This is a genomic window from Streptomyces sp. NPDC001020 (assembly GCF_053599115.1).
Window position 1 is genome coordinate 214,038 of record NZ_JBSFLQ010000008.1, and the last position, 26,135, is coordinate 240,172.

Sequence of the window (26,135 nt, forward strand, 5' to 3'; positions counted from 1 at the left end):
TGGCACCCACCTTCCGCATCCCCGCGGTCTGTGGCAGCCCACAGCCTGTGGACAGCCGGCCGACCTGTGACCCGATCGCGTTAACATGACGAGAAATCGTCCGGTACCCAGAGCGGACTGGAACGGGAAGGCCACCGTCGAGTGAGTACATTCCAGCAACCTGACCCCAGGGACCGCCCCGCGCGGCTCAGAGTGGGCGTGGTCGGAGCCGGCCGGGTCGGCCCCGCGCTCGCCGCGTCCCTGCAACTCGCCGGGCACCGACCGGTCGCCGTCTCCGGGGTCTCCGACGCGTCCAGACGGCGGGCGGCGCTGATGCTCCCGGACGTTCCCCTCGTCCGGCCTGCCGAGGTACTGGAACGCGCGGAACTGGTCCTGCTGACCGTTCCTGACGACACGCTGCCGGGCCTCGTGGAGGGCCTCGCCGAGACAGGCGCCGTACGACCGGGACAGCTACTGGTGCACACCTCCGGGCGGTACGGCGCGAAGGTGCTCGACCCCGCCCTGCGCGCCGGAGCGCTGCCCCTCGCCCTGCACCCGGCGATGACCTTCACCGGCACCCCTGTGGACGCCCAGCGCCTGGCCGGATGCTCCTTCGGGGTCACGGCGCCCGAGGAGCTGCGGCTGGCCGCCGAGGCCCTCGTGATCGAGATGGGGGGCGAGCCCGAGTGGATCGCCGAGGAGATGCGGCCGCTCTACCACGCGGCCCTCGCCCTCGGCGCCAACCACCTGGTCACCCTGGTCGCCCAGTCCATGGAGCTGCTGCGCGCGGCGGGCGTCGAGGCCCCCGACCGCATGCTCGGCCCGCTGCTCGGCGCCGCCCTGGACAACGCCCTGCGCTCCGGTGACGCGGCCCTCACCGGCCCCGTCGCGCGCGGGGACGCGGGCACGGTCGCCGCGCATGTGGCCGAGTTGCACAGGCACGCCCCACAGACCGTCGCCGGCTATCTGGCGATGGCCCGCGCGACCGCCGACCGGGCCCTGGCCCACGGACTGCTCAAGCCGGAGCTCGCCGAGGAACTTCTCGGGGTACTCGCCAACGGGACCGAAGGGGAGCCCCGATGACCACCGTTCTGCTGCGCACCGCCGACGAGCTTCACACGCGCGTGAAACACGGCCGCCGTGCAGTCGTGATGACCATGGGCGCCCTGCACGAGGGCCACGCCACCCTGATCCGCGCCGCCCGCCGGATCGTCGGGCACGGCGGCGAGGTCGTCGTCACCGTCTTCGTGAACCCGCTCCAGTTCGGCAAGGACGAGGACCTCGACCGCTATCCGCGCACCCTGGACGCCGACCTGAAGGTCGCCGAGCAGGCGGGTGCGGACGCCGTGTTCGCCCCGGCCGCGGACGAGGTCTACCCCGGCGGCGAGCCCCAGGTGCGGATCACCGCGGGGCCCATGGGCGGGCGCTTCGAGGGGGCTTTCCGCCCCGGCCACTTCGACGGCGTGCTCACCGTCGTAGCCAAGCTGCTGCACCTCACCCGGCCCGATGTGGCCCTGTTCGGGCAGAAGGACGCCCAGCAGGTCGCCCTGATCCGCCGAATGGTGCGCGACCTGAACTTCGGCGTGGAGATCGTCGCCGTGCCCACCGTGCGCGAGGACGACGGCCTGGCCCTCTCGAGCCGCAACCGCTACCTCTCGCCCCAGGAACGGCACACCGCGCTCACCCTCTCCCGCGCCCTGTTCTCGGGCCGAGACCGGCACGCAGCCCAGGAGGCCCTGCGCGCGAGGGCCCGTGAGGTGCCCGCCACGCACGCGCGTGCCGAGGCCCTCAGCGCGATAGGCGAGTCGCGCGCCGCCGCCGACGCGCATGCGGTCGCGAAGGCCGCCCCCGGTGGTCCCACCGCCGTCCGTGCCGCCGCCCAGCTCGTCCTCGACGAGGCCGCCCACCTGGATCCGCCCCTGGTCCTCGACTACCTGGCGCTGGTCGACCCGTCGGACTTCACCGAGATCCCCGACGACTTCACCGGCGAGGCGGTCCTCGCCGTCGCCGCCCGGGTCGGAACGACCCGGCTCATCGACAACATTCCCCTCGCCTTCGGAGTCCCCGAACCCGTCGACCCGTACGGAGCCGCCTCGTGAACCAGCGCAGGCACACCAGCACCGGCATACGACTGCACGCGCCCGCTCCGGGCTGGTCCCTCTCCGCGGACGTCGTGGTCGTCGGCTCCGGCGTCGCCGGCCTCACCGCGGCCCTGCGCTGCGAGGCCGCCGGCCTGAGGACGGTCGTCGTCACGAAGGCCCGCCTCGACGACGGCTCCACCCGCTGGGCGCAGGGCGGCATCGCGGCGGCCCTGGGCGAGGGAGACACCCCCGAACAGCACCTGGACGACACGTTGGTGGCGGGCGCGGGCCTGTGCGACGAGGAGGCCGTACGCCTTCTGGTCACCGAGGGTCCGGACGCCGTACGCCGGCTCATCTCCACCGGCGCGCAGTTCGACACCGACGACGAGGGCGGCATCGAGCTCACCCGCGAGGGCGGCCACCACCGCCGCCGTATCGCGCACGCCGGCGGCGACGCGACCGGTGCGGAGATCTCCCGCGCGCTCGTCGAGGCGGTCCGCGCACGCGGGATGCGGACGGTCGAGAACGCGCTGGTCCTGGATCTGCTCACGGATGCCGAGGGACGTGCCGCGGGCGTGACCCTGCACGTCATGGGCGAGGGCCAGCACGACGGCGTGGGCGCCGTGCACGCGCCCGCCGTGGTCCTCGCGACCGGCGGTATGGGCCAGGTCTTCTCCGCCACCACCAACCCGTCGGTGTCCACAGGTGACGGCGTGGCGCTCGCCCTGCGCGCCGGTGCCGAGGTCAGCGATCTGGAGTTCGTGCAGTTCCACCCGACCGTGCTGTTCCTCGGACCGGACGCGGAGGGCCAGCAGCCGCTGGTCTCCGAGGCGGTACGCGGCGAGGGCGCCCACCTGGTGGACGCGGACGGGGTGCGCTTCATGGCCGGGCAGCACGAGCTGGCCGAGCTGGCGCCCCGGGACATCGTCGCCAAGGGCATCATGCGCCGCATGCAGGAGCAGGACGCCGAGCACATGTACCTCGACGCCCGCCACTTCGGCGCCGACATGTGGGAGCACCGCTTCCCGACGATCCTCGCCGCCTGCCGGGCCCACGGCATCGACCCGGTCACCGAGCCCATCCCCGTCGCCCCGGCCGCCCACTACGCCTCCGGCGGCGTCCGCACCGACTCCCACGGCCGGACGACCGTGCCCGGCCTGTACGCGTGCGGGGAGGTCGCCTGCACCGGCGTCCACGGCGCCAACCGGCTCGCCTCCAACTCCCTCCTGGAGGGCCTGGTCTACGCCGAGCGCATCGCCACCGACATCGCGGCGGGCCGGACGGAACACGGCCTGCCCGCGCGCGTGCCCGAAACCGTTCCGTACCCCGAGCAGCCCGCGCACCCGCTGCTCGCTCCCGAGGACCGGTTCACGATCCAGCGGATCATGACGGACGGCGCCGGCGTGCTCAGGTCCGTGCAGTCGTTGCGGAAGGCCGCGGACCGCCTCCAGCGGCTGGACACCGACGCGCGGGACTGCCTCGACGAGAACGGCAAGACCTCCGAGCCCGGCGTCGACACCTGGGAGACCACCAATCTCCTCTGTGTGGCCCGGGTCCTGATCGCCGCCGCCCTGCTGCGCGAGGAGACCCGCGGCTGCCACTGGCGCGAGGACCACGCCGGGCGCGACGACACCGCATGGCGCCGCCACGTCGTCGTACGGCTGAATCCGGACCGATCGCTGGCCGTACGCACCACCGACACCGCAGACTTCCCCCCGACCGTCCCCCAAGCTCTCGGCTTCGCCCGAGCGGGGGATACACCCGGCCCGTGCCCTCAGGAGCAGTGACAGAAGTGAGTACTCCCGACCTTCCCCTCGTCCCGAGCGACGGCTGCGGCGACGGCTGCGCCTGCGGTGCCGACGGCGACCAGGACGCGTACATGGAGTGCGGGCTCGATCCCGCTCTCGCTCAACTGCTGGCGGACGCCGGACTCGACCCGATGGAGGTCGAGGACATCGCCAACGTCGCCATCCAGGAGGACCTGGACCACGGCGTGGACGTGACGACGGTCGCGACGATCCCCGAGGACGCCGTCGCGACGGCCGACTTCACCGCCCGTGAGGCGGGCGTGGTGGCGGGCCTCAGAGTCGCCGAAGCGGTCATCTCGGTGGTCTGCACGGACGAGTTCGAGGTCGAGCGCCATGTGGACGACGGTGAGCGGGTCGAGGCCGGACAGAATCTCCTGTCCGTGACCACCCGCACCCGCGACCTGCTCACCGCCGAGCGCAGCGCGCTGAACCTGCTGTGCCGCCTGTCGGGTATCGCGACGGCCACACGCGCGTGGGCGGACACCCTGCAGGGCACCAAGGCACGTGTACGGGACACCCGCAAGACCACGCCGGGCCTGCGTTCCCTGGAGAAGTTCGCCGTCCGCTGCGGCGGCGGCGTCAACCACCGCATGTCCCTGTCGGACGCGGCGCTGGTGAAGGACAACCACGTTGTGGCGTCCGGCGGTGTGGCGGAGGCCTTCGAGGCGGTCCGCGCGATGTTCCCGGGTTTGCCGGTGGAGGTCGAGGTCGACACCCTGCACCAGTTGCGCGAGGCCGTGGACGCGGGCGCGGACCTGATCCTCCTGGACAACTTCACGCCCGGCGAGTGCGAGGAGGCGGTGGCCATCGTCGACGGCCGCGCCCTGCTGGAGGCGTCGGGCCGGCTGACCCTTCAGAACGCCAAGGCGTACGCGGACACGGGCGTCGACTTCCTGGCGGTCGGAGCGCTGACGCACTCCGCCCCGATCCTGGACATCGGCCTGGACCTACGAGCGGCGGAGTAGGTAGAACCATGCTGCTGACCATCGACGTAGGCAACACGCACACGGTCCTCGGCCTGTTCGACGGTGAGGACATCGTCGAGCACTGGCGCATCTCCACCGACGCGCGCCGCACGGCGGACGAGCTGGCGGTGCTCCTTCAGGGCCTGATGGGCATGCACCCCCTCCTCGGCGAGGAGCTGGGCGACGGCATCGACGGCATCGCGATCTGCTCGACGGTGCCGTCCGTCCTGCACGAACTGCGCGAGGTCACCCGCCGCTACTACGGCGACGTACCCGCGGTCCTGGTCGAACCCGGCATCAAGACCGGCGTCCCGATCCTGATGGACAACCCGAAGGAGGTCGGCGCCGACCGCATCATCAACGCGGTGGCGGCCGTCGAGCTCTACGGCGGCCCGGCGATCGTCGTGGACTTCGGCACGGCGACGACGTTCGACGCGGTCTCGGCACGCGGCGAGTACGCGGGCGGCGTCATCGCACCCGGCATAGAGATCTCCGTCGAGGCCCTCGGCGTCCGCGGCGCCCAGCTCCGCAAGATCGAACTGGCCCGTCCGCGCGCGGTGATCGGCAAGAACACCGTCGAGGCGATGCAGGCGGGCATCGTGTACGGCTTCGCGGGCCAGGTCGACGGTGTGGTGAGCCGCATGGCCCGCGAGCTGGCGGACGACCCGGACGACGTCACGGTCATCGCGACGGGCGGCCTGGCCCCGATGGTGCTCGGCGAGTCCTCGGCGATCGACGAACACGAGCCGTGGCTGACCTTGATCGGTCTGCGCCTGGTGTACGAACGAAACGTGGCACGTATGTGAGGAGGCTGGGCCCAGACCGGGGGCGCGGTCCCGCGAAGCGGTGGGCCTGCGGCACGGGGGCGCGAGTAAAGGCACACGAGAGCCGCACGCGTCGTCGATCCGGCACCGCCAGGGCGAACCGGCGTGCGTACATCGCCCCCACCTGAGGGAACCCGGCGGCGACACGGCACCCCAACGAGGTCGGTTTTGTCCGATTAGCGGTAGCGTCCCCGCATGCCCACGCCACACGGATCCCGCGGCGGCCTGGCGTTCGGCGCGGAGGAGCTGCGTGTGCTCCGCCGTGCCCTCGCCCTCGCCCTCCAGCCCCGTACCGCCTCCGCCGAGGACGTCCAGGACTGCCTACGCCTCGCCGAGTCCGTCGACGCGGCGGTGCGCGAGGGCGCCCGTCTCAGGGCCTTCCTACTGGCCGACCTCGCCCGCTACCGTGCCACCCTCCCGGGCGCCGCAGCCGGCTACTTCGCCCTCCTGGAGGAGGCTCTGGGCGTCGGTTACCAGCCCGTCCCGGACGACCTCGCGGCCCTGGGCGCCCTGCGCGGCACTCCTGCCGCCGCCGCCCTCCTCGACCGCTGCCGCGCCCTCGCCGGACGCGACGCGCGCGCGGTGCTGCGTACGGCCAATATCCCCGCATCCCGGGCCCGTCTCACGGCGCTTCCGGGGGGCCTTGCGGCCGCGGCGGACCCGCCCCGGGAACCGGCCCGCAAACCCGCCGAGAAGCCGGCCGAGAGGCCCGAAAGGCCCGGCCCCCGGCCGGAACCGCAGAGTCCGCGTCCGTCGCGCCCCATTCCGACCCCCGGCGAGGTCTTCCCTCCGAAGCGGAAACCGGCCCCTCCCGCGCGTTCCGTGCAGCGGCTCGCCGCGGTCTGACCCGGCGGCGGGCGGCGCCGAACCCGCCCGTACCTGCCCCAATCCGGTAATGCCCACCCGAGGGGGACCCCTCCGGGAGGCCCTGGCTACTCTGGGACACATGGACTACGTCTCCGCGCTCGTGCCGCCGGTCGTGATGGCCGCGTTCTTCATCGGGCTGATCAGGGTGATCGTGAAGACCCAGGGCGGTGCCAACAAGGCCAAGGAGGACGCGGTCGTCGACGCCCTCGCGCGCTCCGAGGACAACCGCCCGTCCGCCCAGGACGCAGGGGTCTGACCCAGGGGCGGGCTTCACCGACGCCCGCGCCATCCGGCGTACGACTCACATGCTTTTCGAGTCGTACGCCCTTTTTGTTGCCGTTTCACGGTGAAAGTGCACGTTCGGCAGGCCGTGAGTGAGATCTCCCACTATTCTGCTGAGCGTGCCTCGCCCATTGGGAGAACTCGAAGACGCGGTCATGACGCGGGTGTGGAAGTGGAACCGCCCGGTGACCGTTCGAGAAGTCCTGGAAGATCTCCAGCAGGAACGGTCCATCGCGTACACCACCGTGATGACCGTTTTGGACAATCTCCATCAGAAGGGCTGGGTCCGTCGTGAGGCGGAAGGCCGGGCCTATCGATATGAGGCGGTCTCCACCCGCGCCGCCTACGCCGCCGCTCTGATGAACGACGCATGGTCGCAGAGCGACAACCCGGCCGCGGCACTCGTCGCCTTCTTCGGGATGATGAGCGACGAACAGCGGCAGGCGTTGCGTGACGCTGTACGCATCGTCCAGGGACCGCAGGGCGTCCGTGAGTCCGAAGGCGGCGAATCGAGGGCCGCACCCGAGGCGGAATCCCCTGAATCAGGTGCACCTTCCGAAGGCCCGACCACGGACCCCGGCGAGAAGGCCGAGGGGAACCCACGGGAGAACGCCGCGGAGAAGGGCGACGAGAACAACCCCGCTCCGACCGAGGACCGCTCTGGGCGATAGCGTCCGCTCATGCCAGCACAGAGTCCGGAAGCCGCCGCAAAAGCCCTCACCGTCCGACGGGCGAGGACGAGTGATGTCCCGGCGGTGCGCCGCCTCCTCGATGCCTACGTCCGGCGCGGCATCCTGCTCGACAAAGCGACGGTCACGCTTTACGAGGACATCCAGGAGTTCTGGGTGGCGGAACGCGACGACAACGGCGAGGTTGTGGGCTGCGGTGCGCTGCACGTCATGTGGGAAGATCTCGCGGAAGTCCGCACTCTTGCGGTGACGTCCGAGGCCAAGGGTCTCGGTGTCGGACACCAGTTGCTGGAGAAGTTGCTGCAGACCGCCCGCTGGCTCGGGGTTCGCCGTGTTTTCTGTCTGACCTTCGAAGTCGACTTCTTCGGGAAGCACGGGTTCGTCGAGATCGGTGAGACTCCCGTCGACACCGATGTGTACGCCGAGCTGATGCGTTCCTATGACGAGGGCGTGGCGGAGTTCCTCGGTCTCGAACGAGTGAAACCGAACACCTTGGGCAACAGCCGGATGCTTCTGCATCTGTGATCGTCGGCGGATCGCCCGGACTATTCGGCCGCCTTCAGTCGGACACGCTTGCCTCGCGTTCCCTATGTCCGAAACGCGCATGTTTCCGGTCTTCCTCTGCCCTCGGTCTCTCCCTAGGGGTTTGTGTTTTTCCGGCAAAAGCGGTTTGCTTTCCGACGTACTGCAGTACTGCATATAACAGGGGCGCGAAACAAGCGGACACAGCCCGCGTACCCCGGCCCCTGAAGTTATCGATGAAAGGAAATCCGGTGGCACAGAAGGTTCAGGTCCTTCTTGTCGATGACCTCGACGGCGGCGAGGCGGACGAGACCGTGACGTTCGCGCTGGACGGCAAGACGTACGAGATCGATCTCACGACCGCCAACGCGGACAAGCTCCGCGGCCTTCTCGACCCCTACTTGAAGGGCGGTCGTCGTACCGGAGGGCGTGCGTCGGGCGGGCGTGGCAAAGCTCGCGCCGCTTCCGGAGGCAGCCAGGACACCGCGCAGATCCGCGCCTGGGCGAAGGAGAACGGTCACGAGGTCAACGACCGTGGTCGTGTTCCCGCGAAGATCCGTGAGGCCTACGAGAAGGCGAACGCCTGAGCACTCGGGCGTCGCAGCCGGATCCGGTGGCAGTGCGTCGCCATCGTGGCGACCAGCCGCGCCAGATCGGGGGCGTCCCCGGCGCCCCCCAGGGTCGACAGTGTCGGCAACTGGAATTCGACCTCGCACCCCGGCTCAGGGGGCCGCAACCAGACGGCGGCCCCCTGTGAACCGAGGAAATCGATCCTGCCCGGAAGAAGCGGCGGGAACCCCGGGGTGTCGGCCGGCCTCTCGGGACCAGGAGCCGGGGCCCATCCCGGCGGCAGGGGTGCCTCGACGCATCCGCCCGCGCCGTTCGCTGTGAGATCCAGGGCGAGATCGCCCCACTCCAGCCAGTCGAGCAGCCCTGGCAGCTCCTCCGCGCTGCCCGCGGCCACCAGCAGCCGCATCCGTCCCGCGTGCAGCGCCACCGGGGACGCGGGCCGCAGATGACGCAGCCCGGCGAACCCGGCCTCCGCGGGGACCTCCAGGACGTCGAAGCGCTCTCCCGTGACCAGTCGCACCGGCTTGCCCGGCACGGTCGCCCAGCCCAGTCCGCTCTCGTACCACTGCCGCACCGCGTCGCTCGGGTCGAGCGGCCTTCGCGCCGGGAGTACCCCGGCGGACGCGGGCGGGAAGGGGCAGTCGGGTGACGGGCGGAGCATGCCAGGAGCAACAGCCGGAGTCGATTCCGAGTTACGCTGGGTTGGGTAGCGAGTGCACAGAGTGTCGGAAAAGGGGGCGTGCGGGGGTACGCGGAGGCGCAAGGTTGTTCGCCCGTAGCGGAGGAAACCGGTGCGCGCGGCATGGAGTGTCCGTGCGGACGGGTAAGACATCCCTAGTGGGAGGGGGCGACACGCAGGATGGGTCGTCTCGCGTTCGCCATGGGCGTACTGGCGAGTGGGATATCTGCCTGGCCTGCGGGAACATCGTCTCGCACCATCGGGTTGGAGCAGATGTCGGCGTTCGGGGTCAGGAGGCCAAGGACGGTGTCGGCAGTTGGAATGAGCGGTCCCCGCTTGCGGGACTAAGCTGCGGAAGGACAGGGAGGGGAGCGTCCCCTTACTGCCTGACCGCTCTGAGGAGCGATTAACGATGTTCGAGAGGTTCACCGACCGCGCGCGGCGGGTTGTCGTCCTGGCTCAGGAAGAAGCCCGGATGCTCAACCACAACTACATCGGCACCGAGCACATCCTCCTGGGCCTGATCCACGAGGGTGAGGGTGTCGCCGCTAAGGCCCTGGAGAGCCTCGGGATTTCGCTCGAGGCGGTCCGCCAGCAAGTGGAGGAGATCATCGGCCAGGGCCAGCAGGCCCCGTCCGGGCACATCCCCTTCACCCCCCGTGCCAAGAAGGTCCTGGAGCTGTCGCTCCGCGAGGCCCTGCAGCTGGGCCACAACTACATCGGCACGGAGCACATCCTGCTCGGCCTGATCCGTGAGGGCGAGGGCGTCGCCGCCCAGGTCCTGGTCAAGCTGGGCGCAGACCTCAACCGTGTCCGCCAGCAGGTCATCCAGTTGCTGTCGGGCTACCAGGGCAAGGAGGCCGCCACCGCCGGCGGCCCGGCCGAGGGCACCCCCTCGACCTCGCTCGTCCTGGACCAGTTCGGCCGGAATCTCACGCAGGCCGCTCGCGAGTCCAAGCTCGACCCGGTCATCGGGCGCGAGAAGGAGATCGAGCGGGTCATGCAGGTGCTGTCCCGCCGTACGAAGAACAACCCGGTCCTCATCGGCGAGCCCGGCGTCGGCAAGACGGCGGTCGTCGAGGGGCTGGCGCAGGCCATCGTCAAGGGCGAGGTGCCCGAGACCCTCAAGGACAAGCACCTCTACACCCTCGACCTGGGCGCGCTGGTCGCCGGCTCCCGCTACCGCGGTGACTTCGAGGAGCGCCTGAAGAAGGTGCTCAAGGAGATCCGAACCCGCGGCGACATCATCCTGTTCATCGACGAGCTGCACACGCTGGTCGGTGCGGGTGCCGCCGAGGGCGCCATCGACGCGGCCTCGATCCTGAAGCCGATGCTGGCCCGCGGCGAGCTGCAGACCATCGGTGCGACCACGCTGGACGAGTACCGCAAGCACCTGGAGAAGGACGCGGCCCTGGAGCGCCGCTTCCAGCCCATCCAGGTCGCGGAGCCGTCCCTGCCGCACACCATCGAGATCCTCAAGGGCCTGCGCGACCGCTACGAGGCGCACCACCGTGTCTCCATCACGGACGAGGCCCTGGTCCAGGCCGCCACCCTGGCCGACCGGTACATCTCCGACCGCTTCCTGCCGGACAAGGCGATCGACCTGATCGACGAGGCCGGTTCACGGATGCGCATCCGTCGGATGACCGCACCGCCGGACCTGCGCGAGTTCGACGAGAAGATCGCGGCCGTCCGCCGGGACAAGGAGTCGGCGATCGACTCCCAGGACTTCGAGAAGGCGGCTTCCCTCCGTGACAAGGAGAAGCAGCTGCTGGCGGCGAAGGCCAAGCGGGAGAAGGAGTGGAAGGCCGGCGACATGGACGTCGTCGCCGAGGTCGACGGCGAGCTGATCGCCGAGGTCCTGGCCACCGCCACGGGCATCCCGGTCTTCAAGCTCACCGAGGAGGAGTCCAGCCGGCTGCTGCGCATGGAGGACGAGCTCCACAAGCGGGTCATCGGCCAGGTGGACGCCGTCAAGGCGCTCTCGAAGGCGATCCGGCGTACGCGTGCGGGCCTGAAGGACCCGAAGCGTCCGGGTGGCTCGTTCATCTTCGCGGGCCCGTCCGGTGTCGGTAAGACCGAGCTGTCCAAGGCGCTGGCGGAGTTCCTGTTCGGTGACGAGGACGCGCTGATCTCCCTCGACATGTCGGAGTTCAGCGAGAAGCACACGGTGTCGCGTCTCTTCGGTTCGCCCCCCGGATACGTGGGCTACGAGGAGGGCGGCCAGCTGACGGAGAAGGTGCGCCGCAAGCCGTTCTCGGTCGTCCTCTTCGACGAGGTCGAGAAGGCCCACCCGGACATCTTCAACTCGCTGCTGCAGATCCTGGAGGACGGTCGCCTGACCGACTCCCAGGGCCGGGTCGTGGACTTCAAGAACACGGTCATCATCATGACGACCAACCTCGGCACCCGGGACATCTCCAAGGGCTTCAACCTGGGCTTCGCCGCCGCGGGCGACACGAAGACCAACTACGAGCGCATGAAGAACAAGGTGTCGGACGAGCTGAAGCAGCACTTCCGGCCCGAGTTCCTCAACCGTGTCGACGACGTCGTCGTCTTCCCGCAGCTGACCCAGGCGGACATCCTGGCGATCGTCGACCTGATGATCGGCAAGGTGGACGAGCGGCTCAAGGACCGGGACATGGGCATCGAGCTCGCCCAGTCCGCGAAGGAACTGCTGGCGAAGAAGGGCTACGACCCCGTGCTGGGCGCCCGGCCGCTGCGCCGCACGATCCAGCGCGAGATCGAGGACACGCTCTCCGAGAAGATCCTCTTCGGCGAGCTGCGTCCGGGCCACATCGTGGTCGTCGACACGGAGGGCGAGGGCGAGTCCAAGACCTTCACCTTCCGCGGCGAGGAGAAGTCGGCCCTGCCGGACGTCCCGCCGATCGAGCAGGCGGCCGGCGGTGGCGCGGGCCCGAACCTGAGCAAGGAGGCGTGAGCGCTCGGCGCTCGGCCTGAACGGAAGGGGCTGCCCCGGGACTTCGGTCCCGGGGCAGCCCCTTTTGCCGGTGTGCCGTTCAGAGCACGCTGTCGGTCCTCTCCACGACAGGAGGAACAGGGAAGAGATCGAGCAGGTGTTCCGGTATGTCGGGCGCGTCCGGGGCGAGGTGAACGGTGATGGCACGGACCCCGGGAAAGAGGGTGCCCAGTGTCGAGAGGTCCTCGTTCCCGGTGAACTTGTTCAGACGGAGCTCGGTGACACGGGGCAGAACCGGGCCCTCCTCCCATCCCGTGGCATTCCAGTTGAGACGCAGGGCCTCCAGTGCGGGCATGGCGGCGATCTCCTCGAAGTCCTCCGGGGTGAGCTTCTGGGGAAGTGAGCCGAGGCTGAGCTTTTTCACGGTGCCCATGCGCCGCATACCGCGCAGTCCCGTGAGCCGGAGAGCGTTTCTGGTGAACCGGAGGTATTCCAGGGGCAGCTCGCGGGGGAGTGCGGCGTCGACGGAGTCGCCGTGCAGCGGGATACCGAGGTCGAGGGAGTTCAGGGTGGCCGAGGCGCCGAGCGGGGCCAGGGCACCCGGCCTGTCCAGGCCGGACATGCTGTCCAGTGACAGCCAGGTGAGCGGCAGCGCGGCGAGCGCTGTCACGTTGTCCACGTGTGGGTTGAAGCCGCTGAAGTCGAGGTGGGTGAGCCGCCCCTGATCCGACAGAAAGCCCAGGTCGTTCAGGGCGCGATTGTCGCGTACGTAGAGCTCCTCCAACTGGTCGGGGAAGAGCGCCGCGCGGATGTCGGCCGAGGTGATGTCGCCGACGAGCTGGAGCCAGGACGGTGCGCCCAGCTCCCGCAGGACATGGAGTGCGGCCGCCGAATGCGCCGTGAAGTACAACCCCTCCGTCGGTAGATGCGCGATCACCTCCTCCGCGTACCGCTCGGTGTCGAACCGGTGCCAGGTCCAGGTCAATTGCGCCCGCACCGAGAGGGCGGGGTGCGAGCGGAAGCGGGCCAGGACCGCGATGGCAGCATCCGTGCCGATCAGTGAGGCGGTGATGACGACCGCACGGGCCTCGGCGTCGGTGAGTCCCTCCGGGCCGGGCAGCAGCTCCAGGACGAGGGGCCCGGCCTCGGCGAGCGCCCGCGCCTCCGCCGTCGTACGCGGCGGGATGAGCGCGGCGGCGTGGGCCTCCACCCGGGTGCGGATACGGGGATCGAGTTCCGTCGCTTGTTCCAGCGAGGCGAGCGCGAGGAGCCGTATGCGCGTACCGGCCGCTCCTTGCGTCCGGTCGGCCGACTCGTTCAACCCGGTCAACAGCTCGGCCCGCTCCCGCGGCCGCGCGTGCGCCACCGCCATCCGGATCACATCCGCCCACTGCTCGTCCGCGGCGCCCCGCACCAGCAGACCGAGGTCGCCGTCCTCGACCGCCGCCTTCGCGCCCAGGTGGTCCTGAAAGGTGCGGTGGACGAACTCGACCGTCCCGAGGGCGGGTTCGCGGAGCAGACCGCTGCGGACGAGGAGATGGCGCAGGATCTGCCCGGCGTCACCCTGGGCCGCCGCGGACGGCAGCGACGGCAGGGCGTCGGCGATGATCCGTTCCGCGCGCTCGCGGTCCATTTCGGACTGGTTGTTGCGGATCAGCCAGTACGCGAGGCGCTGCAGTAGCTGGATCTGCGGTGTCTCGGTGAGGTGGATGCCGTCCTGCTGGACGAACATGTCCCGCTCCTCGTCCCGGCGGGCCAGAAGCATCGACAGCGCCGCCTCGTACAACTCCCGCCTGCCGTGCGGCAGATATCCGCGCCGGTCCCGGTGGAGGGCGCAGATCAGCCCGCACATCAGGGGGTTGGTGGCGAGCCGCCCCAGGTCCGGTTTGGTGCGTACGGCGTCCAGGAGCGAACGCTCGTAGTCGTCCAGGCGATCGGTGTCGGCGGCGTCGATACGGGCGGCGGTGTGCCAGCGGTGGACGAACGCGGCGACGTCGTCGCCGCTCATGGGGGAGAGCGCGAGTTCGGTGAAGCCGTCGGGGACGAGCCAGTTCTCGCGAACGGCGGAGGGGCGGGAGGTCACCAGCCACTGGTTGCCGGGATAGACGTCGAGCAGCTCGCGCAGCCGGCGCCGGGTGCGCTCCCGGTCGCGCTCGGGGATCTCGTCGATGCCGTCGATGAGCAGGAGGGCACGGCCGGCGGTGAGGACGCGGTCGGCCCAGCCGGGCGGCTGGGCGGAGTGGAAGGGCACGCGGACCGCTTCGAGGAATCCGTCGGGCGCGGGGAGGCCGCCTGGGCGACGTATGAGGGTGCGCAGGGGCAGGACGAACGGGACCCGGTCGCCGCGCTCTCCGCGGGCCGCGGTCACGGCGAGCCACTGCACCAGCGTGGTCTTGCCGGAGCCGGCAACCCCGCGCAGCAGCACCCGGTCGTGGTCGGCGAGGACCTGTTCGGCGGGGAGCGCCGCGGCGGCGGTGGCGATGCCGGCCGTGGTCTCCCCGTCCTCCGCGGGCCGCAGCGCCTGGAGACTGAGGTAGGCGGCGTCGAGGGGCCAGCGTTCGGGGGAGTTGGCGAGGTCGATGCCGTAGATCGTGAGATGGCTGTGCCTGGTGGCGATATAGGCGAGATAGCGCTGTTCGAAGGCGGGGTCGGTGCCACCCGTGGGCGGGGTCCTGGCGATCAGCTCGTCGACCTTCGCGATGAGATCAGCCTGCCGACGGGTCTGTTCGACCAGGGCGCGGGGGACGAAGGCGGAGCGCTGGGTGAAGAAGTGCAGGATGTGCAGACAGGCGACGTCGAGGACGCGTTCGTAGAAGACGGTGGCGTCGAGGGAGAGGTGGCGGTCGGGGTTGCCGCCGGCCGCGCGCAGTTGCCGGGCGAGGGCCCGGTGACCGAGTTGCACGGCCTGGACGTCGGTCATGTCGAGGTCGCCGAGGGCGTGCAGCGTGTGGGCGAGGGCGAGAACCACGGCGGGTGTCTCGTCCTCGGGCAGCGGGCGTTCGCCGTCCGCTGTGACGGCCCGCGCGACCAGCGCCGCGGCGAGCTTGTGGAGGTCCTTTTCGGTGAGGCCGCGTTTCTCGCCGCGGAAGGAGACGTACTCCGAGACGCGCACCGGCTTGTCGACGAGCCCTGCCCCGGGCCCCTCCGTGACGAAGAGCCGCTTCACAAGCGGGGCCACCACGCTGGAGGCCACTTTGACGCCCATGGCCGCTGGATCCATCTTGCTCCCCCGTAGCCGGTCCGTAACCCATGGTCAGCCTAGCGGGGGGCTGCCGTGAGGTGCCGCACAGGCGAAAAGGGGGGTACTAGGCGAGCTAGTGAAGCAAGCCGCCGGGGCGCAAGGGGCGTTCCTCGAAGATCCTGGGGCGAAATCAATACCCAAAATCTGCCTGTTCAGGGGGAGTGTCCGAATTAGTGGTACCTGAAAAACATCAGTCATCTTGGGGGTGATGTACTAGAAAACGTCGTAGGTCACATATTTGAGTGATCTGGGCGGGTCGGGTTACCAAGGATGAGCCAAGTCCCCGACTCCCTGAGGTCTTCATGTTCAACCGCGTCACGTCCCGCTCCTTCCGTACGGCCCGTATCCGTAACCGGGCCGCCATGCTGGCCGCCGGTGCCGGAGTCACGGCCGTGCTGGGAGTCGGGGTCGCGCACGCCGCTGGTTCGCATGCGGCTCCGAAGGCAGCGAGCTCTGCTTCGCAGGAGGCCGGCTCCAGCACGAAGGCGGCCGGCTCCGGCACGAAGGCGGCCGGCTCCGGCACGAAGGCGGCCAGCCCTGCTATGGAGCCGGTCAGCGCCAATAAGAAGGTCGCCGGCCCCAGCATCAAGGCAGTCAGTGCCGCGGGCTGGGTCAGCCCGGTCAAGCAGTACGCGCTCTCCGCGAGCTTCGCCCAGGCCGGCGGCATGTGGGCACACAAGCACAGCGGTCAGGACTTCGCCATCCCGAGCGGGACGGCCGTCCATGCCGCGAGTGCCGGCACCGTCGTCAAGGCCGGCCCCAACGGTGCCGGTGACGGGCCCGCGTACGGCAACGCCGTCGTCATCAAGCACCCGGGTGGCACGTACACCCAGTACGCCCACCTCTCGCGGGTCGACGTGCAGGTCGGCCAGGCCGTCGGCGCCGGGCAGCACATCGCGAAGTCCGGCAACACCGGTAACTCCAGCGGTCCCCACCTGCACTTCGAGGTCCGGACGACCCCCAACTACGGGTCTGCCGTCAACCCCGTCGACTTCCTGCGCGCCAAGGGTGTGACCCTCTGACGCGCTCCCTATGACGCAGGCGTGCCGGTGTGCGCCTGCGTCACCAGATCGATCGCGACCTCCAGGACAGCCTTGCGCTTGTCCTCGGGGTCGCATTCGGTTTCCTGGAGGACGAACATCCCCGCGTGCATGGTGAACAGCGCGCTGACGCAGCGGACCTGGTCGGTCAGGGACGCGTCCGGGTCCCTGATGATGTCCCGCATCTCCAGCATGCGGTCCTTGAACTGGTGGCCGATGCTCAGTTCCCGCATCGTGGCCTGGTTCTCCTGCATGAAGCGGAAGAGCGGAGCCGCGCCGGTCAGGGCCTCGCTGTAGCGGCGCAGCACCTCCTGCTTGGTCTCCAGGCTGTGCGGCTGCGCCTTGCCCCACTCGATCAGCTCGTCCATGGGGCGGGTCAGATCCTCGAAGATGCCGACCAGGATCTCTTCCTTGGTCTTGAAGTGGTAGTACAGCGCTGCCTTGGTGACGTCCAGACGCTCGGCAATCTCACGCAGCGAGGTCTTCTCGTACCCCTGCTCGGCGAAGAGCTCGAGCGCCACGTCCTGGATGCGCTGGCGGGTGTCCCCGCGCCGCTGTCGCTTGGTGCCGCCCATGGTGCCGTTCATTCTCGCACTCCTCGCACTCACGGAAATACCTGCCGGCCGGCCGAGGCGCAGGCCCACGAAACTTACTTGACGCCCGGCTAGTTGCGGGGCTATTTTCCAGTCTAGACAACTAGCCGGTCGGCAAGTAAGTGTCGGACGGCGAGCAGTACCAGGGAAGTGGGGGCCATGGCGGACAGCGCGGCACCAGTCGGAAGCGGCAAACAACCACGGAGCGTGCGGGTCGTCCTGCTCGCGCTGATGATCACGATGATGCTCGCGATGCTCGACAACATGATCGTGGGCACGGCGATGCCGACGATCGTGGGCGAGCTCGGCGGGCTGCAGCACCTGTCATGGGTGGTGACCGCCTACACGCTCGCGATCGCCGCCTCCACCCCGCTGTGGGGCAAGCTCGGTGACATGTACGGGCGCAAGGGCGCCTTCATGAGCTCGATCGTGATCTTCCTGATCGGGTCGGCGCTCAGCGGCATGGCGCAGAACATGGGCGAGCTCATCGGGTTCCGGGCCCTGCAGGGTCTCGGCGGCGGCGGCCTCATGGTCGGCGTCATGGCCATCATCGGCGATCTGATACCGCCGCGGGAGCGCGGCAAGTACCAGGGCATGATGGCCGGCGTCATGGCGCTGGCCATGATCGGCGGACCGCTGGTCGGCGGCACCATCACCGACCACTGGGGCTGGCGCTGGGCGTTCTACATCAACCTGCCGCTGGGCGTCGTCGCCCTCCTCGCCATCAGTGCCGTACTGCACCTGCCGAAGAAGCGCTCCAAGGCCCGTATCGACTTCCTCGGCGCCGCGCTGCTGACCGTCGGCATCACCTCGATCGTGCTGGTCACCACCTGGGGCGGCACCGAGTACGCCTGGACCTCCCCGCGGATCATGGAGCTGATCGGGGTCGGCGTCGTCACGCTCGTCGGGTTCGTACTCTGGCAGGCCAAGGCCGCCGAGCCGGTCATGCCGCTGCACATCTTCCGCAACCGCAACTTCACGCTGATGTCGTTGATCGGCTTCATCACCGGGTTCGTGATGTTCGGTGCGACGCTGTTCCTGCCGCTGTACCAGCAGGCGGTGCAGGGCGCGTCCGCGACCAACTCCGGACTGCTGCTCCTGCCGATGCTCGGCGCGATGCTCGTCGTGTCGATGATCGCGGGACGGGTCACCACCAACAGCGGACGGTACAAGGCCTTCCCGGTGGTCGGCAGCGTGCTGATGGTCGTCGGCCTGTTCCTGCTCGCTCAGATGGACACCGGCACCAGCCGGTTCACCTCGGGCGTGTACATGGCGGTCGTGGGTGCCGGGATGGGCTGCCTGATGCAGATCACCATGCTGGTCGCGCAGAACAGTGTGGAGATGAAGGACATGGGCGTCGCGTCCTCGTCCACGACCCTCTTCCGTACGCTCGGCTCCTCCTTCGGTGTCGCGATCATGGGTGCCCTGTTCAACAACCGGGTGCAGGACGTGATGGCGCAGCGGGCGGGTGCCCTCGGGTCCAAGATGACCGAGCAGTCCACGACGCTGGACGCGAAGAGCCTGGAGAAGCTGCCGGCGATGGCCCGTGAGGCCTACCAGCACGCGGTGTCGGCGGGCACGCACTCCGCGTTCCTGCTCGGCGCGGTGGTGGCCGTGGGGGCGCTGGTGGCCGCGGTGTTCGTGAAGGAGGTTCCGCTGAAGGGAGCGGGGCCGGACAAGCGGGCGACCGAGGACGCCGTGGATGCGCAGCCGACGGTCGCAGAGGCCGTCTGACTCGCGCCCGACCCCGGTCCGAAGGCCCCCGACGACGTCCGCCGGGGGCCTTCGCCCGTCCGCACCCCCGGTTTCCTCACTTCCCCGACGGCGGCAGGATCGGGAAGCTGCCCGTGCTCGTCGGGGAGTGCTCCGGCAGCCACAGTACGGCGACCGCGCCCTCGGCCGGTATGTGCTTCGGGGCTCCGGTGGGGCGTACGTTGCGGAAGGTCAGGCGGGCGCCCATGACCCGTGCCTGGCCCGTCGCGATCGTCAGGCCCAGGCCATGACCGCGCCCCGAGCGGTCCGAGCTGCCCGTGCGGAAACGGCTCGGACCCTCGGCGAGCAGGTCCTCGGGGAAACCGGGGCCGTGATCCCGTACGCGGATCACCCGGCCCTCGACCGAGACCTGGATCGGCGGTTTTCCGTGCCGGGCCGCGTTCGCCAGCAGATTGAACAGCACGCGCTCCAGACGGCGGGGATCCGTGGTGACCTCCGACTCATGGATCACCCGGACCTCGATGTCCGAGTCCTTCGCGGCCACGCGTCGGCTCACGAACTCGCCGAGCATGATGTCCTGCAGCTCTGCCCGCTCGGAGGCGCTGTCCAGACGCGCGACCTCCAGGACGTCCTCCACCAGTGTGCGCATGGCCTTCGCGCGGTCCAGCACCAGCTCGGTGGGGCGACCCGGCGGCAGAAGTTCCGCGGCCGTCAGCAGACCGGTGACCGGGGTGCGCAACTCGTGCGCGATGTCCGCCGTCACCCGGCGCTCCGCCTCAAGACGCTCCTGCAGCGCGTCCGCCATCGCGTCGACCGCGCGCGCCAGATCGTCCGTCTCGTCGCGCACCACGCCGCCGATCGCGTCCCGTACCCGCACATCGGTCTCGCCCTGCGCGACCCGGTTCGCCGCTGCCGCCGCCTTGCGCAGACGCCGCGAAAGCTGCCCCCCGATCAGCACACCGAGCGCCGAGCCCCCGAGGACCACCGAGATCGAGCCGATGATCAGCGCCTGGTCGAGGTCCTGCATCACCTCGGCGCTGTGGTCCGTGAAGGGAGTGTGCAGGGACAGCACCCGGCCGTCCTTGAGCGGTACGGCGGCCCAGATGTCCGGTACACCGTGCGGGCCCTCGGACACATAGGTGGCGCGCCGGCCCGCCATGATCTTCTCCAGCAGGTCCCGCGGTATGGCCGGGTCGTCGACCTTGACCCCGAGGGTCCGGGTGCGCCCGGACTCGTACATCCGCTGGGCGAGCTGTACGCGCGAGTCGGCGACGTCACGCGCGCTGTTGAGCATCGACACGCGCGCCGCGCTGTGCACGACCAGGCTCAACGCGATCGCGACCAGCGCGCCGACCATGGCGATCGCCGCGCTGAGCTTCCAGCTGAGATTGGTCCGTATGGCCGCGTCGTCCGGGACCAGACGCCTGAGAATCCGCCGCATACCCCTGTTCAGGCCTTCAGCTTGTAGCCGAAGCCACGGACGGTCTCGATCCGGTCCTGGCCGATCTTCGTGCGCAGCCGCTGGACGTGCACGTCGACGACGCGGGTGTCACCGCCCCAGCCGTAGTCCCACACGCGCTCCAGCAGCTTGTCGCGTGACAGCACCGTGCCCGGCGCCGACGAGAACTCCAACAGCAGCCGCATCTCGGTCGGCGTGAGCCCTACCGGCTGCCCCGACCGTCGTACCTCCATGCCCTCGGTGTCGATCTCCAGGTCACCGAAGGTGAGCACTCCGCTGTCCCCTGAAGAGGTGTCCTCGGCCAGTCGGTGGGGGCCGCTCGCGTGTCCGAAGCGGCGCAGCACGGCGCGGATGCGTGCGACCAGTACGGCGCCGTCGAACGGCTTGGTCACGTAGTCGTCGGCGCCCGCCTCCAGGCCGAGCACGACATCGATCGAGTCGGCACGCGCGGACAGCATGATCACTGGCACGGTCGACTCGTCGCGGATGCGGCGGCACAGGCTGACACCGTCGAGGCCGGGGACCATCACGTCCAGCAGGGCGATGTCCGGACGGTCGGCGCGGAACGCCTCCAGGCCCGACAGCCCGTCGGGCATGGCGGTGACCGCGAAGCCGTCCCGCTCCAGCGCGAGCTGGGTGGCCTCGCGGATGACGTCGTCGTCCTCGACGAACAGGACGTGGGTCTGCTCTGCCATCCGATGCCCTCAGTTCCCGGTCGGGGCGGCCGTGGCGCCGTTGCCCACCGCGTTGCTGTACTCGTTGTGCGTGCGGGACTCCTCGGTGAAGCGCTTCGACGTCCAGCGGTAGGTGATCACATCCTCGCTGGAGGGGTAGGCCACCGAGTCACCCTTGCCGTACACCTGCTGTGTCACCACCAGGTCACCACGGTCGATCTCCGCGTAGACCGGCGGCTGCTCGGCCGTGAACACATTCTGGTACCTGTGGCCCGCCATCCGGTACACGTACGAGCCCACACCCACGCCCACGGCATCGCCGCAGGTCATCACGTTGACCACGATGTCGTTCGCCGAGCCGTGGGTCAGATCTCCGTAGGACACGTCGACCGGGTACTCGTCGGCCACGCACGGCTTCAGCTCGTCCTTGACCGTTTTCGAGACCTCGGGGTCGTCCTTGACCATCCTCACCACGTCCATGCGCGTGGGTTCCTTGGTGGTCGGCGACGAGGAGGGAGCGGGGGTGGCCGTCCGCACCGGCTTGTTGCTCGCCGGCCCCTCGTCGCGTGCCCCCGTGCCGCCGGTGGCGCACGCGGAGGCGAAAAGGCCGAGGGCGGCGATCGTGGCCAGCGCCGCGATCGCCGCCTTGAGGGCTCCGCTGAACCGTATGGCTCCCGTGCCTAGGCCGCGCAACGCTCCCGCTCCTCACGCTCCAGCGCGCGTGCGTCCAGGTCGCGCGCCTCCAGCTCCTCGCGGAGCCGGGCGAGCGCCCGATGCAGCGTGCTCTTGACCGTTCCGGCCGACATGCCGAGGGCGGCGGCCGTCTCCTCTGTGGACATCTGCTCCCAGTGTCGCAGCACGACGACACTGCGCTGCTTCGGAGCGAGCACTTTCAGGATGTCCATCAGCAGGGCGCGGTCGGCGTGCTGTTCGGTGGAGTCCTCGACACGCGCGTCGGGAAGCTGCTCGGTGGGGACCTCCTCCAGCTTGCGGGCCCGCCACCACTCGGTGCGCGTGTTGATCATCACCCGGCGCAGGTAGGCGTCCGCCAGGCGCTTGTCCGCGATGCCGTCCCAGCGGCCGTAGGTGCGCACCAGTGCGGTCTGCAGCAGGTCCTGGGCGTCGGTCGGGTCCGGAACCAGCCGACGGGCACTGCGCAGCAGCGCGTCCTGCCGGGTGCGTACGTACTCCTCGAATGCAAGCACCTCGCCGTGCGCCATTCCAACCGCCTCCGTTCCCCGTTTTCGATCCGGTATCCGGCTGCGTCCCACAGCCGGATACCGGGTCTCCTAACCTGCGCGCCGCGCCGTACGCGGTACGCATATGAAGCTACGGAGGGCTTGTCACGGGGTTGTCCGAGGCAGCCTGCGGGAAGCGCTCGGCTGTCCGTCGGTTGTGTAACGGAAGTAGGAACGGGGTAAGGCCAAGCGGGAGTTGGGGATGGTATGGGGGGATTTGCCTCACTGGGACTGGGGGGAGCTGTTACAGGGCGAGGCGCGGGCTGTGGTCGCGCTGAGAAGTCCCTGTGCGTGATCCGCCCGGGCGCCATGGGGTGGCGGGCGCCCGAGCGGTGGCACTACTAGGTGAGCGGTAGGCGGTAGAGGCCCCCGGGGAGGGGCTCCACCAGGCCGTCGGAGACCAGTCCGTCCAGGGCGCGGGCGCGCTGCACCGGCTCGTCCCAGACGCGGTCGAGGACCGACTGCGGAACCGGGTGCGTAGCCTCCCGCAGCACGGCCAGGAGCCGACCACGCACCTGGCGGTCCGTGCCCGCGTACGTCTGGCCGCGGCGCGGCGGGCCGTCGTGTTCCGGCTTCCCGGCCAGCTGCCAGGCGCACTGCCCGGCGATCGGGCAGCGGTGGCACGTCTCGTTCTTCGCGGTGCACACCAGCGCGCCGAGCTCCATGGACGCGGCGGCCCAGCGGGAGGCGGTGCTCTCGTCCTCGGGCAGCAGTGCGCGGGCGAGCTTGCGCTCGGCGGCGGTGGTGGCGTTGGGCGGGTACTGCACACCGGTGACCGCGCGTGCCAGGACGCGGCGCACATTGGTGTCGAGGACCGCGTGCCGCTGGCCGTACGCGAAGGAGGCGACGGCCGCGGCCGTGTACTCGCCGATGCCGGGCAGCGCGAGCAACTGGGTGTGATCGGTGGGCACGTCGCCGCCGTGCCGCTCCGCTATGGCGACGGCGGCGCCGTGCAGGCGCAGGGCGCGGCGCGGGTAGCCGAGGCGGCCCCAGGCGCGGACGGCCTCGCCGGGCGGTTCCTTGGCGAGGTCGGCGGGGCGCGGCCAGCGGGCGAGCCACTGCTCGTAGACGGGCAGGACGCGGTTGACCGGCGTCTGCTGCAGCATGAACTCGCTGACCATCACGCCCCAGGGCCCGGCCTCCGGGCGTCGCCAGGGCAGGTCGCGGGCGTGCTCGTCGAACCAGGCGATGACGGGGGCGTGCAAGGCCCTGCCGGAAGCTTGGCCGGTGGGGTCATCGGCGGGGGCGGGGGCGGGAGGGGAGCTGGTGGGTGCAGTCATGACGCCTTCGATCCTGCCACGGGAGGGGTGGGGGGGTGGGGGATCGGCTCGGGGTGAGGTGGTTGTGTCGGCCGACGGCCGCCATGCGGGCATGCCGCCGCACGGCGGATGAGCGGGCATCCGTGTTCCGTAGGTGCAGGCCCGCCGGCTCCGGGAGCGGGAAGCCCGGTGCCGTGCGGGATGATGATCCGGAAAAGTTGGGGCTACGGCGGCGGGTGGGGCAAGGCGAGGCTCCGATCTCTCGTACAGTTTGGGCCGTGGGATCTCTGCGCAATCCGGTCGGGCCGCTTCCCTCCTCCATCTACTGGCGACGGAGGGCCGTACTGCTGTCCATGGTCGCCCTGTTGGCGTTGCTCGTCGTGTGGGCGGTCATCTCCTCCGGCGGCGGCAGCGGGAAGAACAACGCGGGCGGTTCCAACGGGAAGCACCCCACGTCGTCGATCACGCCGGGGCCGTCCGGTAGCGGGCCGGCGATCAGTCAACACCCGGGCGGACGCGACGAGTCGAGCGGCGGGGACGGTTCCGGTACGTCCGGGCCGTCGGGATCCGAGGACTCCTCCGGTGTCTCGGGCACCGGATCCGACGGGGCGGACGAGGGAGCCAACGGCGGTGACGGCAAAGGCTCTTCCGGCGGACTGCTGGAGGCGGGTGCCGCCACGGCCCTGCCCAACTGCACAGCGAAGGCAGTGAAGTTGACGCTGCGGAGCGTCCACAACACCTACGCGCCCGGGGACACCCCCGCCTTCGAGCTGACCGCCGAGAACTCCTCCGGCAGCGACTGCAAGGTCGATCTCGGCCCGAAGAGAGCAGTGCTGACGATCACTCAGTCGGACAGCGACAAGACCATCTGGTCCTCGGCCGACTGCCCGAGCGGCTCCGGAAGCGTGCTGTACCGCGTGCCCGCGGGCGGCCACGCCACGTACACGGTGAAGTGGGACCGCAAACCGAGCGCCCCGAAGTGCGCCACTCCCCCCGCGGGCTCGGCGTCCGCGGGCACATACCTGGTGGAGGCGAAGGCCTCGGGCTTCCCGAAGGTACCGACGTCGTTCGTGCTTTCGAAGGATTAGTGCCCGTCGAACACGCAGGCGTCCGGCACGGGCTTCAAGGTCCCGCTCAGGAGGACGCCCCCCTCATGGCCCGGCGCTGCCGCTTGCCGAGCGGCGCCTGGGAGAGGTCCTCAGCCGTGGAGCGAAGGTTCTTGTAGCCGTATCCGCGTTCGGCGAGCCAGGCCTGTGCGGCTTCCTCGGCGCGTTCCGTCGCCGCCAGGATGTCCTCCTCGGCCTCGCCCGAGTCCAGGAAGCGGAAGGTGAAGGCGGGGCGGGCGGCGAGGTCGTAAGTGAGGTGGCCCTCCGGGGTGAAGGCCGCGCGCAGTACGTCGTGCTCCGCGGCCCGCTCCAGGAGTTCGGCCCGTTGTCCGTCGTCGAGGCCGTCGAAGACGCCGCGGACCATGATGCGGAAGGTACGGATACTCATCCTGCGAACGTAGTCGCGGGGGCCGGGGTGTCTCCACCGGGTTTCCGGCGGCGGCGCGACATCAGGCGACCGGGAGTCCGGGAGTGGCCGCCGCTCTGCAGCCTCAGACGTACCGCTCCAGGATCGACGACTCCGCCAGCCGTGACAGCCCCTCGCGTACGCTGCGGGCCCGCGCCTCGCCGACGCCGTCCACTGTCTGCAGGTCGTCGACGCTCGCGGCGAGCAGTTTCTGGAGGCCGCCGAAGTGTTCCACCAGCCGGTCGATGATCGCGCCGGGCAGCCGCGGGACCTTCGCCAGCAGGCGGAAGCCGCGCGGCGACACCGCCGAGTCAAGGGTCTCGGGGGAGCCGGTGTAACCCAATGCGCGGGCCACCGTGGGCATTTCGAGGAGTTCGCCCTGGTGCAACGCGTCCAGCTCGGACAGCGCCTCCTCGACCGTGCGGGAGCGCTTCGCGGTCGGCTCGGGCACGTAGTCGCGCACCACCAGCTCCCGCTCGGGCTCCACGCCCGCGATCAACTCGTCCAGCTGGAGGGAGAGCAGACGGCCGTCCGTGCCCAGCTCGACCACGTACTCCGCGATCTCGGTGGCGATACGGCGGACCATCTCCAGTCGCTGTGCCACGGCCGAGACGTCCCGGACCGTCACCAGGTCCTCGATCTCCAGCGCGGACAGCGTGCCCGCCACCTCGTCCAGGCGGAGCTTGTAGCGCTCCAGGGTGGCAAGGGCCTGGTTGGCACGGGACAGGATGGCCGCCGAGTCCTCCAGGACGCGGCGCTGACCATCGACGTACAGCGCGATCAGGCGCATCGACTGGGAGACGGAGACCACGGGAAAACCGACCTGCTTGCTCACCCGGTCCGCAGTGCGGTGGCGCGTGCCCGTCTCCTCCGTCGGGATCCTGGGGTCGGGCACCAGCTGCACTCCGGCTCTCAGGATCTTCGACAGGTCCGAGGAGAGCACGATGCCGCCGTCCAGCTTGCACAGCTCCCGCAGCCGGGTGGCGGTGAACTCGACGTCCAGGACGAAGCCGCCCGAGCACATCGCCTCGACGGTCTTGTCGGAGCCGAGCACGATCAGACCGCCGGTGTTGCCGCGGAGCACCCGCTCGAGGCCGTCACGCAGGGCCGAACCGGGCGCCACGGCGCTCAGCGAGGCGCGCATGAGGCCATCGGCGCCGGAACTCCCACCGGACTTTCCGGGAGCTGCTGCCCGGTCGTTGGCTGCCACTGCACTCCTC

General features: G+C 70.1%; 24 protein-coding genes. 14 read left to right on the plus strand and 10 right to left on the minus strand.

Translation table 11 applies throughout. The features are described from left to right. Positions 1–141: 141 nt before the first annotated feature. The 10 genes from ACWDEX_RS10285 to ACWDEX_RS10330 all read left to right on the plus strand — a co-directional run bounded on the left by ACWDEX_RS10285 (position 142) and on the right by ACWDEX_RS10330 (position 8,604). Entirely contained in the window at positions 142–1,062 is a 921-nt protein-coding gene (locus tag ACWDEX_RS10285; RefSeq protein WP_450462829.1) for a Rossmann-like and DUF2520 domain-containing protein, read from the plus strand. Further along, on the plus strand, positions 1,059–2,078 hold the full coding sequence (panC, locus tag ACWDEX_RS10290) for a pantoate--beta-alanine ligase (RefSeq protein ID WP_450462830.1): 1,020 nt from the start codon (positions 1,059–1,061) through the stop codon (positions 2,076–2,078). The genes ACWDEX_RS10285 and panC overlap by 4 nt, the downstream gene beginning before the upstream one ends. Next, a complete protein-coding gene (locus ACWDEX_RS10295; protein WP_450462831.1) occupies positions 2,075–3,847 on the plus strand; it encodes an L-aspartate oxidase in 1,773 nt (590 codons plus the stop codon). The genes panC and ACWDEX_RS10295 overlap by 4 nt, the downstream gene beginning before the upstream one ends. Before the next feature lie 5 nt (positions 3,848–3,852). Beyond that, positions 3,853–4,833, plus strand: coding sequence for a carboxylating nicotinate-nucleotide diphosphorylase (gene nadC / locus ACWDEX_RS10300; RefSeq protein ID WP_450462832.1), 981 nt, complete (start codon positions 3,853–3,855; stop codon positions 4,831–4,833). A gap of 8 nt (positions 4,834–4,841) precedes the next feature. After that, a complete protein-coding gene (locus ACWDEX_RS10305) occupies positions 4,842–5,639 on the plus strand; it encodes a type III pantothenate kinase (RefSeq protein ID WP_450462833.1) in 798 nt (265 codons plus the stop codon). A gap of 213 nt (positions 5,640–5,852) precedes the next feature. Further along, on the plus strand, positions 5,853–6,503 hold the full coding sequence (locus tag ACWDEX_RS10310) for a hypothetical protein (RefSeq protein WP_450462834.1): 651 nt from the start codon (positions 5,853–5,855) through the stop codon (positions 6,501–6,503). A gap of 100 nt (positions 6,504–6,603) precedes the next feature. Further along, positions 6,604–6,780, plus strand: a complete 177-nt coding sequence (locus ACWDEX_RS10315; protein WP_450462835.1) for a hypothetical protein — start codon at positions 6,604–6,606, stop codon at positions 6,778–6,780. A gap of 181 nt (positions 6,781–6,961) precedes the next feature. Further along, positions 6,962–7,477, plus strand: coding sequence for a BlaI/MecI/CopY family transcriptional regulator (locus ACWDEX_RS10320; RefSeq protein ID WP_450462875.1), 516 nt, complete (start codon positions 6,962–6,964; stop codon positions 7,475–7,477). A gap of 9 nt (positions 7,478–7,486) precedes the next feature. Next, a complete protein-coding gene (locus ACWDEX_RS10325; RefSeq protein ID WP_450462836.1) occupies positions 7,487–8,020 on the plus strand; it encodes an amino-acid N-acetyltransferase in 534 nt (177 codons plus the stop codon). A 248-nt stretch (positions 8,021–8,268) separates the two neighbouring features. Next, positions 8,269–8,604 (plus strand): histone-like nucleoid-structuring protein Lsr2, encoded by a 336-nt coding sequence (locus tag ACWDEX_RS10330; RefSeq protein ID WP_450462837.1) that lies wholly within the window; start codon positions 8,269–8,271, stop codon positions 8,602–8,604. Here ACWDEX_RS10330 and ACWDEX_RS10335 read toward each other — a convergent pair. Next, entirely contained in the window at positions 8,583–9,248 is a 666-nt protein-coding gene (locus tag ACWDEX_RS10335) for an SCO3374 family protein (protein ID WP_450462838.1), read from the minus strand. The two genes, ACWDEX_RS10330 and ACWDEX_RS10335, sit on opposite strands and share 22 nt — an antisense overlap. Before the next feature lie 430 nt (positions 9,249–9,678). On the opposite strand from ACWDEX_RS10335, the gene ACWDEX_RS10340 reads away from it, so the two are divergent. Further along, positions 9,679–12,207, plus strand: coding sequence for an ATP-dependent Clp protease ATP-binding subunit (locus ACWDEX_RS10340; RefSeq protein ID WP_450462839.1), 2,529 nt, complete (start codon positions 9,679–9,681; stop codon positions 12,205–12,207). A gap of 79 nt (positions 12,208–12,286) precedes the next feature. Here ACWDEX_RS10340 and ACWDEX_RS10345 read toward each other — a convergent pair whose 3' ends face one another. Beyond that, positions 12,287–15,406, minus strand: a complete 3,120-nt coding sequence (locus tag ACWDEX_RS10345; RefSeq protein ID WP_450462840.1) for an NACHT domain-containing protein — start codon at positions 15,404–15,406, stop codon at positions 12,287–12,289. 323 nt (positions 15,407–15,729) lie between these two features. Between ACWDEX_RS10345 and ACWDEX_RS10350 the strand changes: the two genes are divergently transcribed. Beyond that, on the plus strand, positions 15,730–16,449 hold the full coding sequence (locus ACWDEX_RS10350) for a M23 family metallopeptidase (protein ID WP_450462841.1): 720 nt from the start codon (positions 15,730–15,732) through the stop codon (positions 16,447–16,449). 8 nt (positions 16,450–16,457) lie between these two features. Here ACWDEX_RS10350 and ACWDEX_RS10355 read toward each other — a convergent pair whose 3' ends face one another. Next, positions 16,458–17,054: a TetR/AcrR family transcriptional regulator gene (locus ACWDEX_RS10355; protein WP_450462842.1), complete on the minus strand. Its 597-nt coding sequence runs from the start codon at positions 17,052–17,054 to the stop codon at positions 16,458–16,460. Positions 17,055–17,219: 165 nt separating this feature from the next. Between ACWDEX_RS10355 and ACWDEX_RS10360 the strand changes: the two genes are divergently transcribed. Continuing rightward, the gene (locus ACWDEX_RS10360) at positions 17,220–18,794 is read left to right on the plus strand and encodes an MDR family MFS transporter (protein ID WP_450462843.1); all 1,575 of its coding nucleotides are present in this window, start codon (positions 17,220–17,222) and stop codon (positions 18,792–18,794) included. Between the two features lie 76 nt (positions 18,795–18,870). On the opposite strand, the gene cseC is transcribed toward ACWDEX_RS10360, so the two are convergent. The 5 genes from cseC to ACWDEX_RS10385 form a co-directional block, all read right to left on the minus strand. Next, a complete protein-coding gene (gene cseC / locus ACWDEX_RS10365) occupies positions 18,871–20,214 on the minus strand; it encodes a two-component system sensor histidine kinase CseC (protein WP_450462844.1) in 1,344 nt (447 codons plus the stop codon). A gap of 8 nt (positions 20,215–20,222) precedes the next feature. Continuing rightward, positions 20,223–20,927, minus strand: coding sequence for a two-component system response regulator CseB (gene cseB / locus ACWDEX_RS10370; protein ID WP_450462845.1), 705 nt, complete (start codon positions 20,925–20,927; stop codon positions 20,223–20,225). 9 nt (positions 20,928–20,936) lie between these two features. Further along, positions 20,937–21,599: a hypothetical protein gene (locus ACWDEX_RS10375; protein WP_450462846.1), complete on the minus strand. Its 663-nt coding sequence runs from the start codon at positions 21,597–21,599 to the stop codon at positions 20,937–20,939. Next, positions 21,587–22,126 (minus strand): SigE family RNA polymerase sigma factor, encoded by a 540-nt coding sequence (locus ACWDEX_RS10380; protein WP_450462847.1) that lies wholly within the window; start codon positions 22,124–22,126, stop codon positions 21,587–21,589. The genes ACWDEX_RS10375 and ACWDEX_RS10380 overlap by 13 nt, the downstream gene beginning before the upstream one ends. 359 nt (positions 22,127–22,485) lie before the next feature. Continuing rightward, complete coding sequence (locus ACWDEX_RS10385; protein ID WP_450462848.1) at positions 22,486–23,424, minus strand: A/G-specific adenine glycosylase; 939 nt, start codon at positions 23,422–23,424, stop codon at positions 22,486–22,488. A gap of 257 nt (positions 23,425–23,681) precedes the next feature. Here ACWDEX_RS10385 and ACWDEX_RS10390 point away from each other — a divergent pair, with 257 nt between their 5' ends. Continuing rightward, complete coding sequence (locus tag ACWDEX_RS10390; protein WP_450462849.1) at positions 23,682–24,491, plus strand: hypothetical protein; 810 nt, start codon at positions 23,682–23,684, stop codon at positions 24,489–24,491. Between the two features lie 46 nt (positions 24,492–24,537). Here the strand turns inward: ACWDEX_RS10390 and ACWDEX_RS10395 are convergent, their stop codons facing one another. Together ACWDEX_RS10395 and disA are read right to left on the minus strand one after the other, a co-directional pair. Further along, complete coding sequence (locus ACWDEX_RS10395) at positions 24,538–24,897, minus strand: DUF6204 family protein (RefSeq protein ID WP_450462850.1); 360 nt, start codon at positions 24,895–24,897, stop codon at positions 24,538–24,540. 103 nt (positions 24,898–25,000) lie between these two features. After that, complete coding sequence (gene disA, locus ACWDEX_RS10400) at positions 25,001–26,125, minus strand: DNA integrity scanning diadenylate cyclase DisA (RefSeq protein ID WP_450462851.1); 1,125 nt, start codon at positions 26,123–26,125, stop codon at positions 25,001–25,003. Positions 26,126–26,135: the final 10 nt, after the last annotated feature.

Bases quoted from the DNA above. Each gene is read 5' to 3' on its own strand.
- ACWDEX_RS10355 (WP_450462842.1), bottom strand. From the start codon at position 17,054: ATGAACGGCACCATGGGCGGCACCAAGCGACAGCGGCGCGGGGACACC.
- ACWDEX_RS10380 (WP_450462847.1), bottom strand. From the start codon at position 22,126: ATGGCGCACGGCGAGGTGCTTGCATTCGAGGAGTACGTACGCACCCGG.
- ACWDEX_RS10335 (WP_450462838.1), bottom strand. From the start codon at position 9,248: ATGCTCCGCCCGTCACCCGACTGCCCCTTCCCGCCCGCGTCCGCCGGG.
- ACWDEX_RS10340 (WP_450462839.1), top strand. From the start codon at position 9,679: ATGTTCGAGAGGTTCACCGACCGCGCGCGGCGGGTTGTCGTCCTGGCT.
- ACWDEX_RS10315 (WP_450462835.1), top strand. From the start codon at position 6,604: ATGGACTACGTCTCCGCGCTCGTGCCGCCGGTCGTGATGGCCGCGTTC.
- ACWDEX_RS10360 (WP_450462843.1), top strand. From the start codon at position 17,220: ATGGCGGACAGCGCGGCACCAGTCGGAAGCGGCAAACAACCACGGAGC.
- ACWDEX_RS10305 (WP_450462833.1), top strand. From the start codon at position 4,842: ATGCTGCTGACCATCGACGTAGGCAACACGCACACGGTCCTCGGCCTG.
- ACWDEX_RS10310 (WP_450462834.1), top strand. From the start codon at position 5,853: ATGCCCACGCCACACGGATCCCGCGGCGGCCTGGCGTTCGGCGCGGAG.
- ACWDEX_RS10325 (WP_450462836.1), top strand. From the start codon at position 7,487: ATGCCAGCACAGAGTCCGGAAGCCGCCGCAAAAGCCCTCACCGTCCGA.
- cseC (WP_450462844.1), bottom strand. From the start codon at position 20,214: ATGCGGCGGATTCTCAGGCGTCTGGTCCCGGACGACGCGGCCATACGG.
- ACWDEX_RS10320 (WP_450462875.1), top strand. From the start codon at position 6,962: ATGACGCGGGTGTGGAAGTGGAACCGCCCGGTGACCGTTCGAGAAGTC.
- ACWDEX_RS10350 (WP_450462841.1), top strand. From the start codon at position 15,730: ATGTTCAACCGCGTCACGTCCCGCTCCTTCCGTACGGCCCGTATCCGT.
- ACWDEX_RS10345 (WP_450462840.1), bottom strand. From the start codon at position 15,406: ATGGATCCAGCGGCCATGGGCGTCAAAGTGGCCTCCAGCGTGGTGGCC.
- ACWDEX_RS10395 (WP_450462850.1), bottom strand. From the start codon at position 24,897: ATGAGTATCCGTACCTTCCGCATCATGGTCCGCGGCGTCTTCGACGGC.
- ACWDEX_RS10385 (WP_450462848.1), bottom strand. From the start codon at position 23,424: ATGACTGCACCCACCAGCTCCCCTCCCGCCCCCGCCCCCGCCGATGAC.
- panC (WP_450462830.1), top strand. From the start codon at position 1,059: ATGACCACCGTTCTGCTGCGCACCGCCGACGAGCTTCACACGCGCGTG.
- cseB (WP_450462845.1), bottom strand. From the start codon at position 20,927: ATGGCAGAGCAGACCCACGTCCTGTTCGTCGAGGACGACGACGTCATC.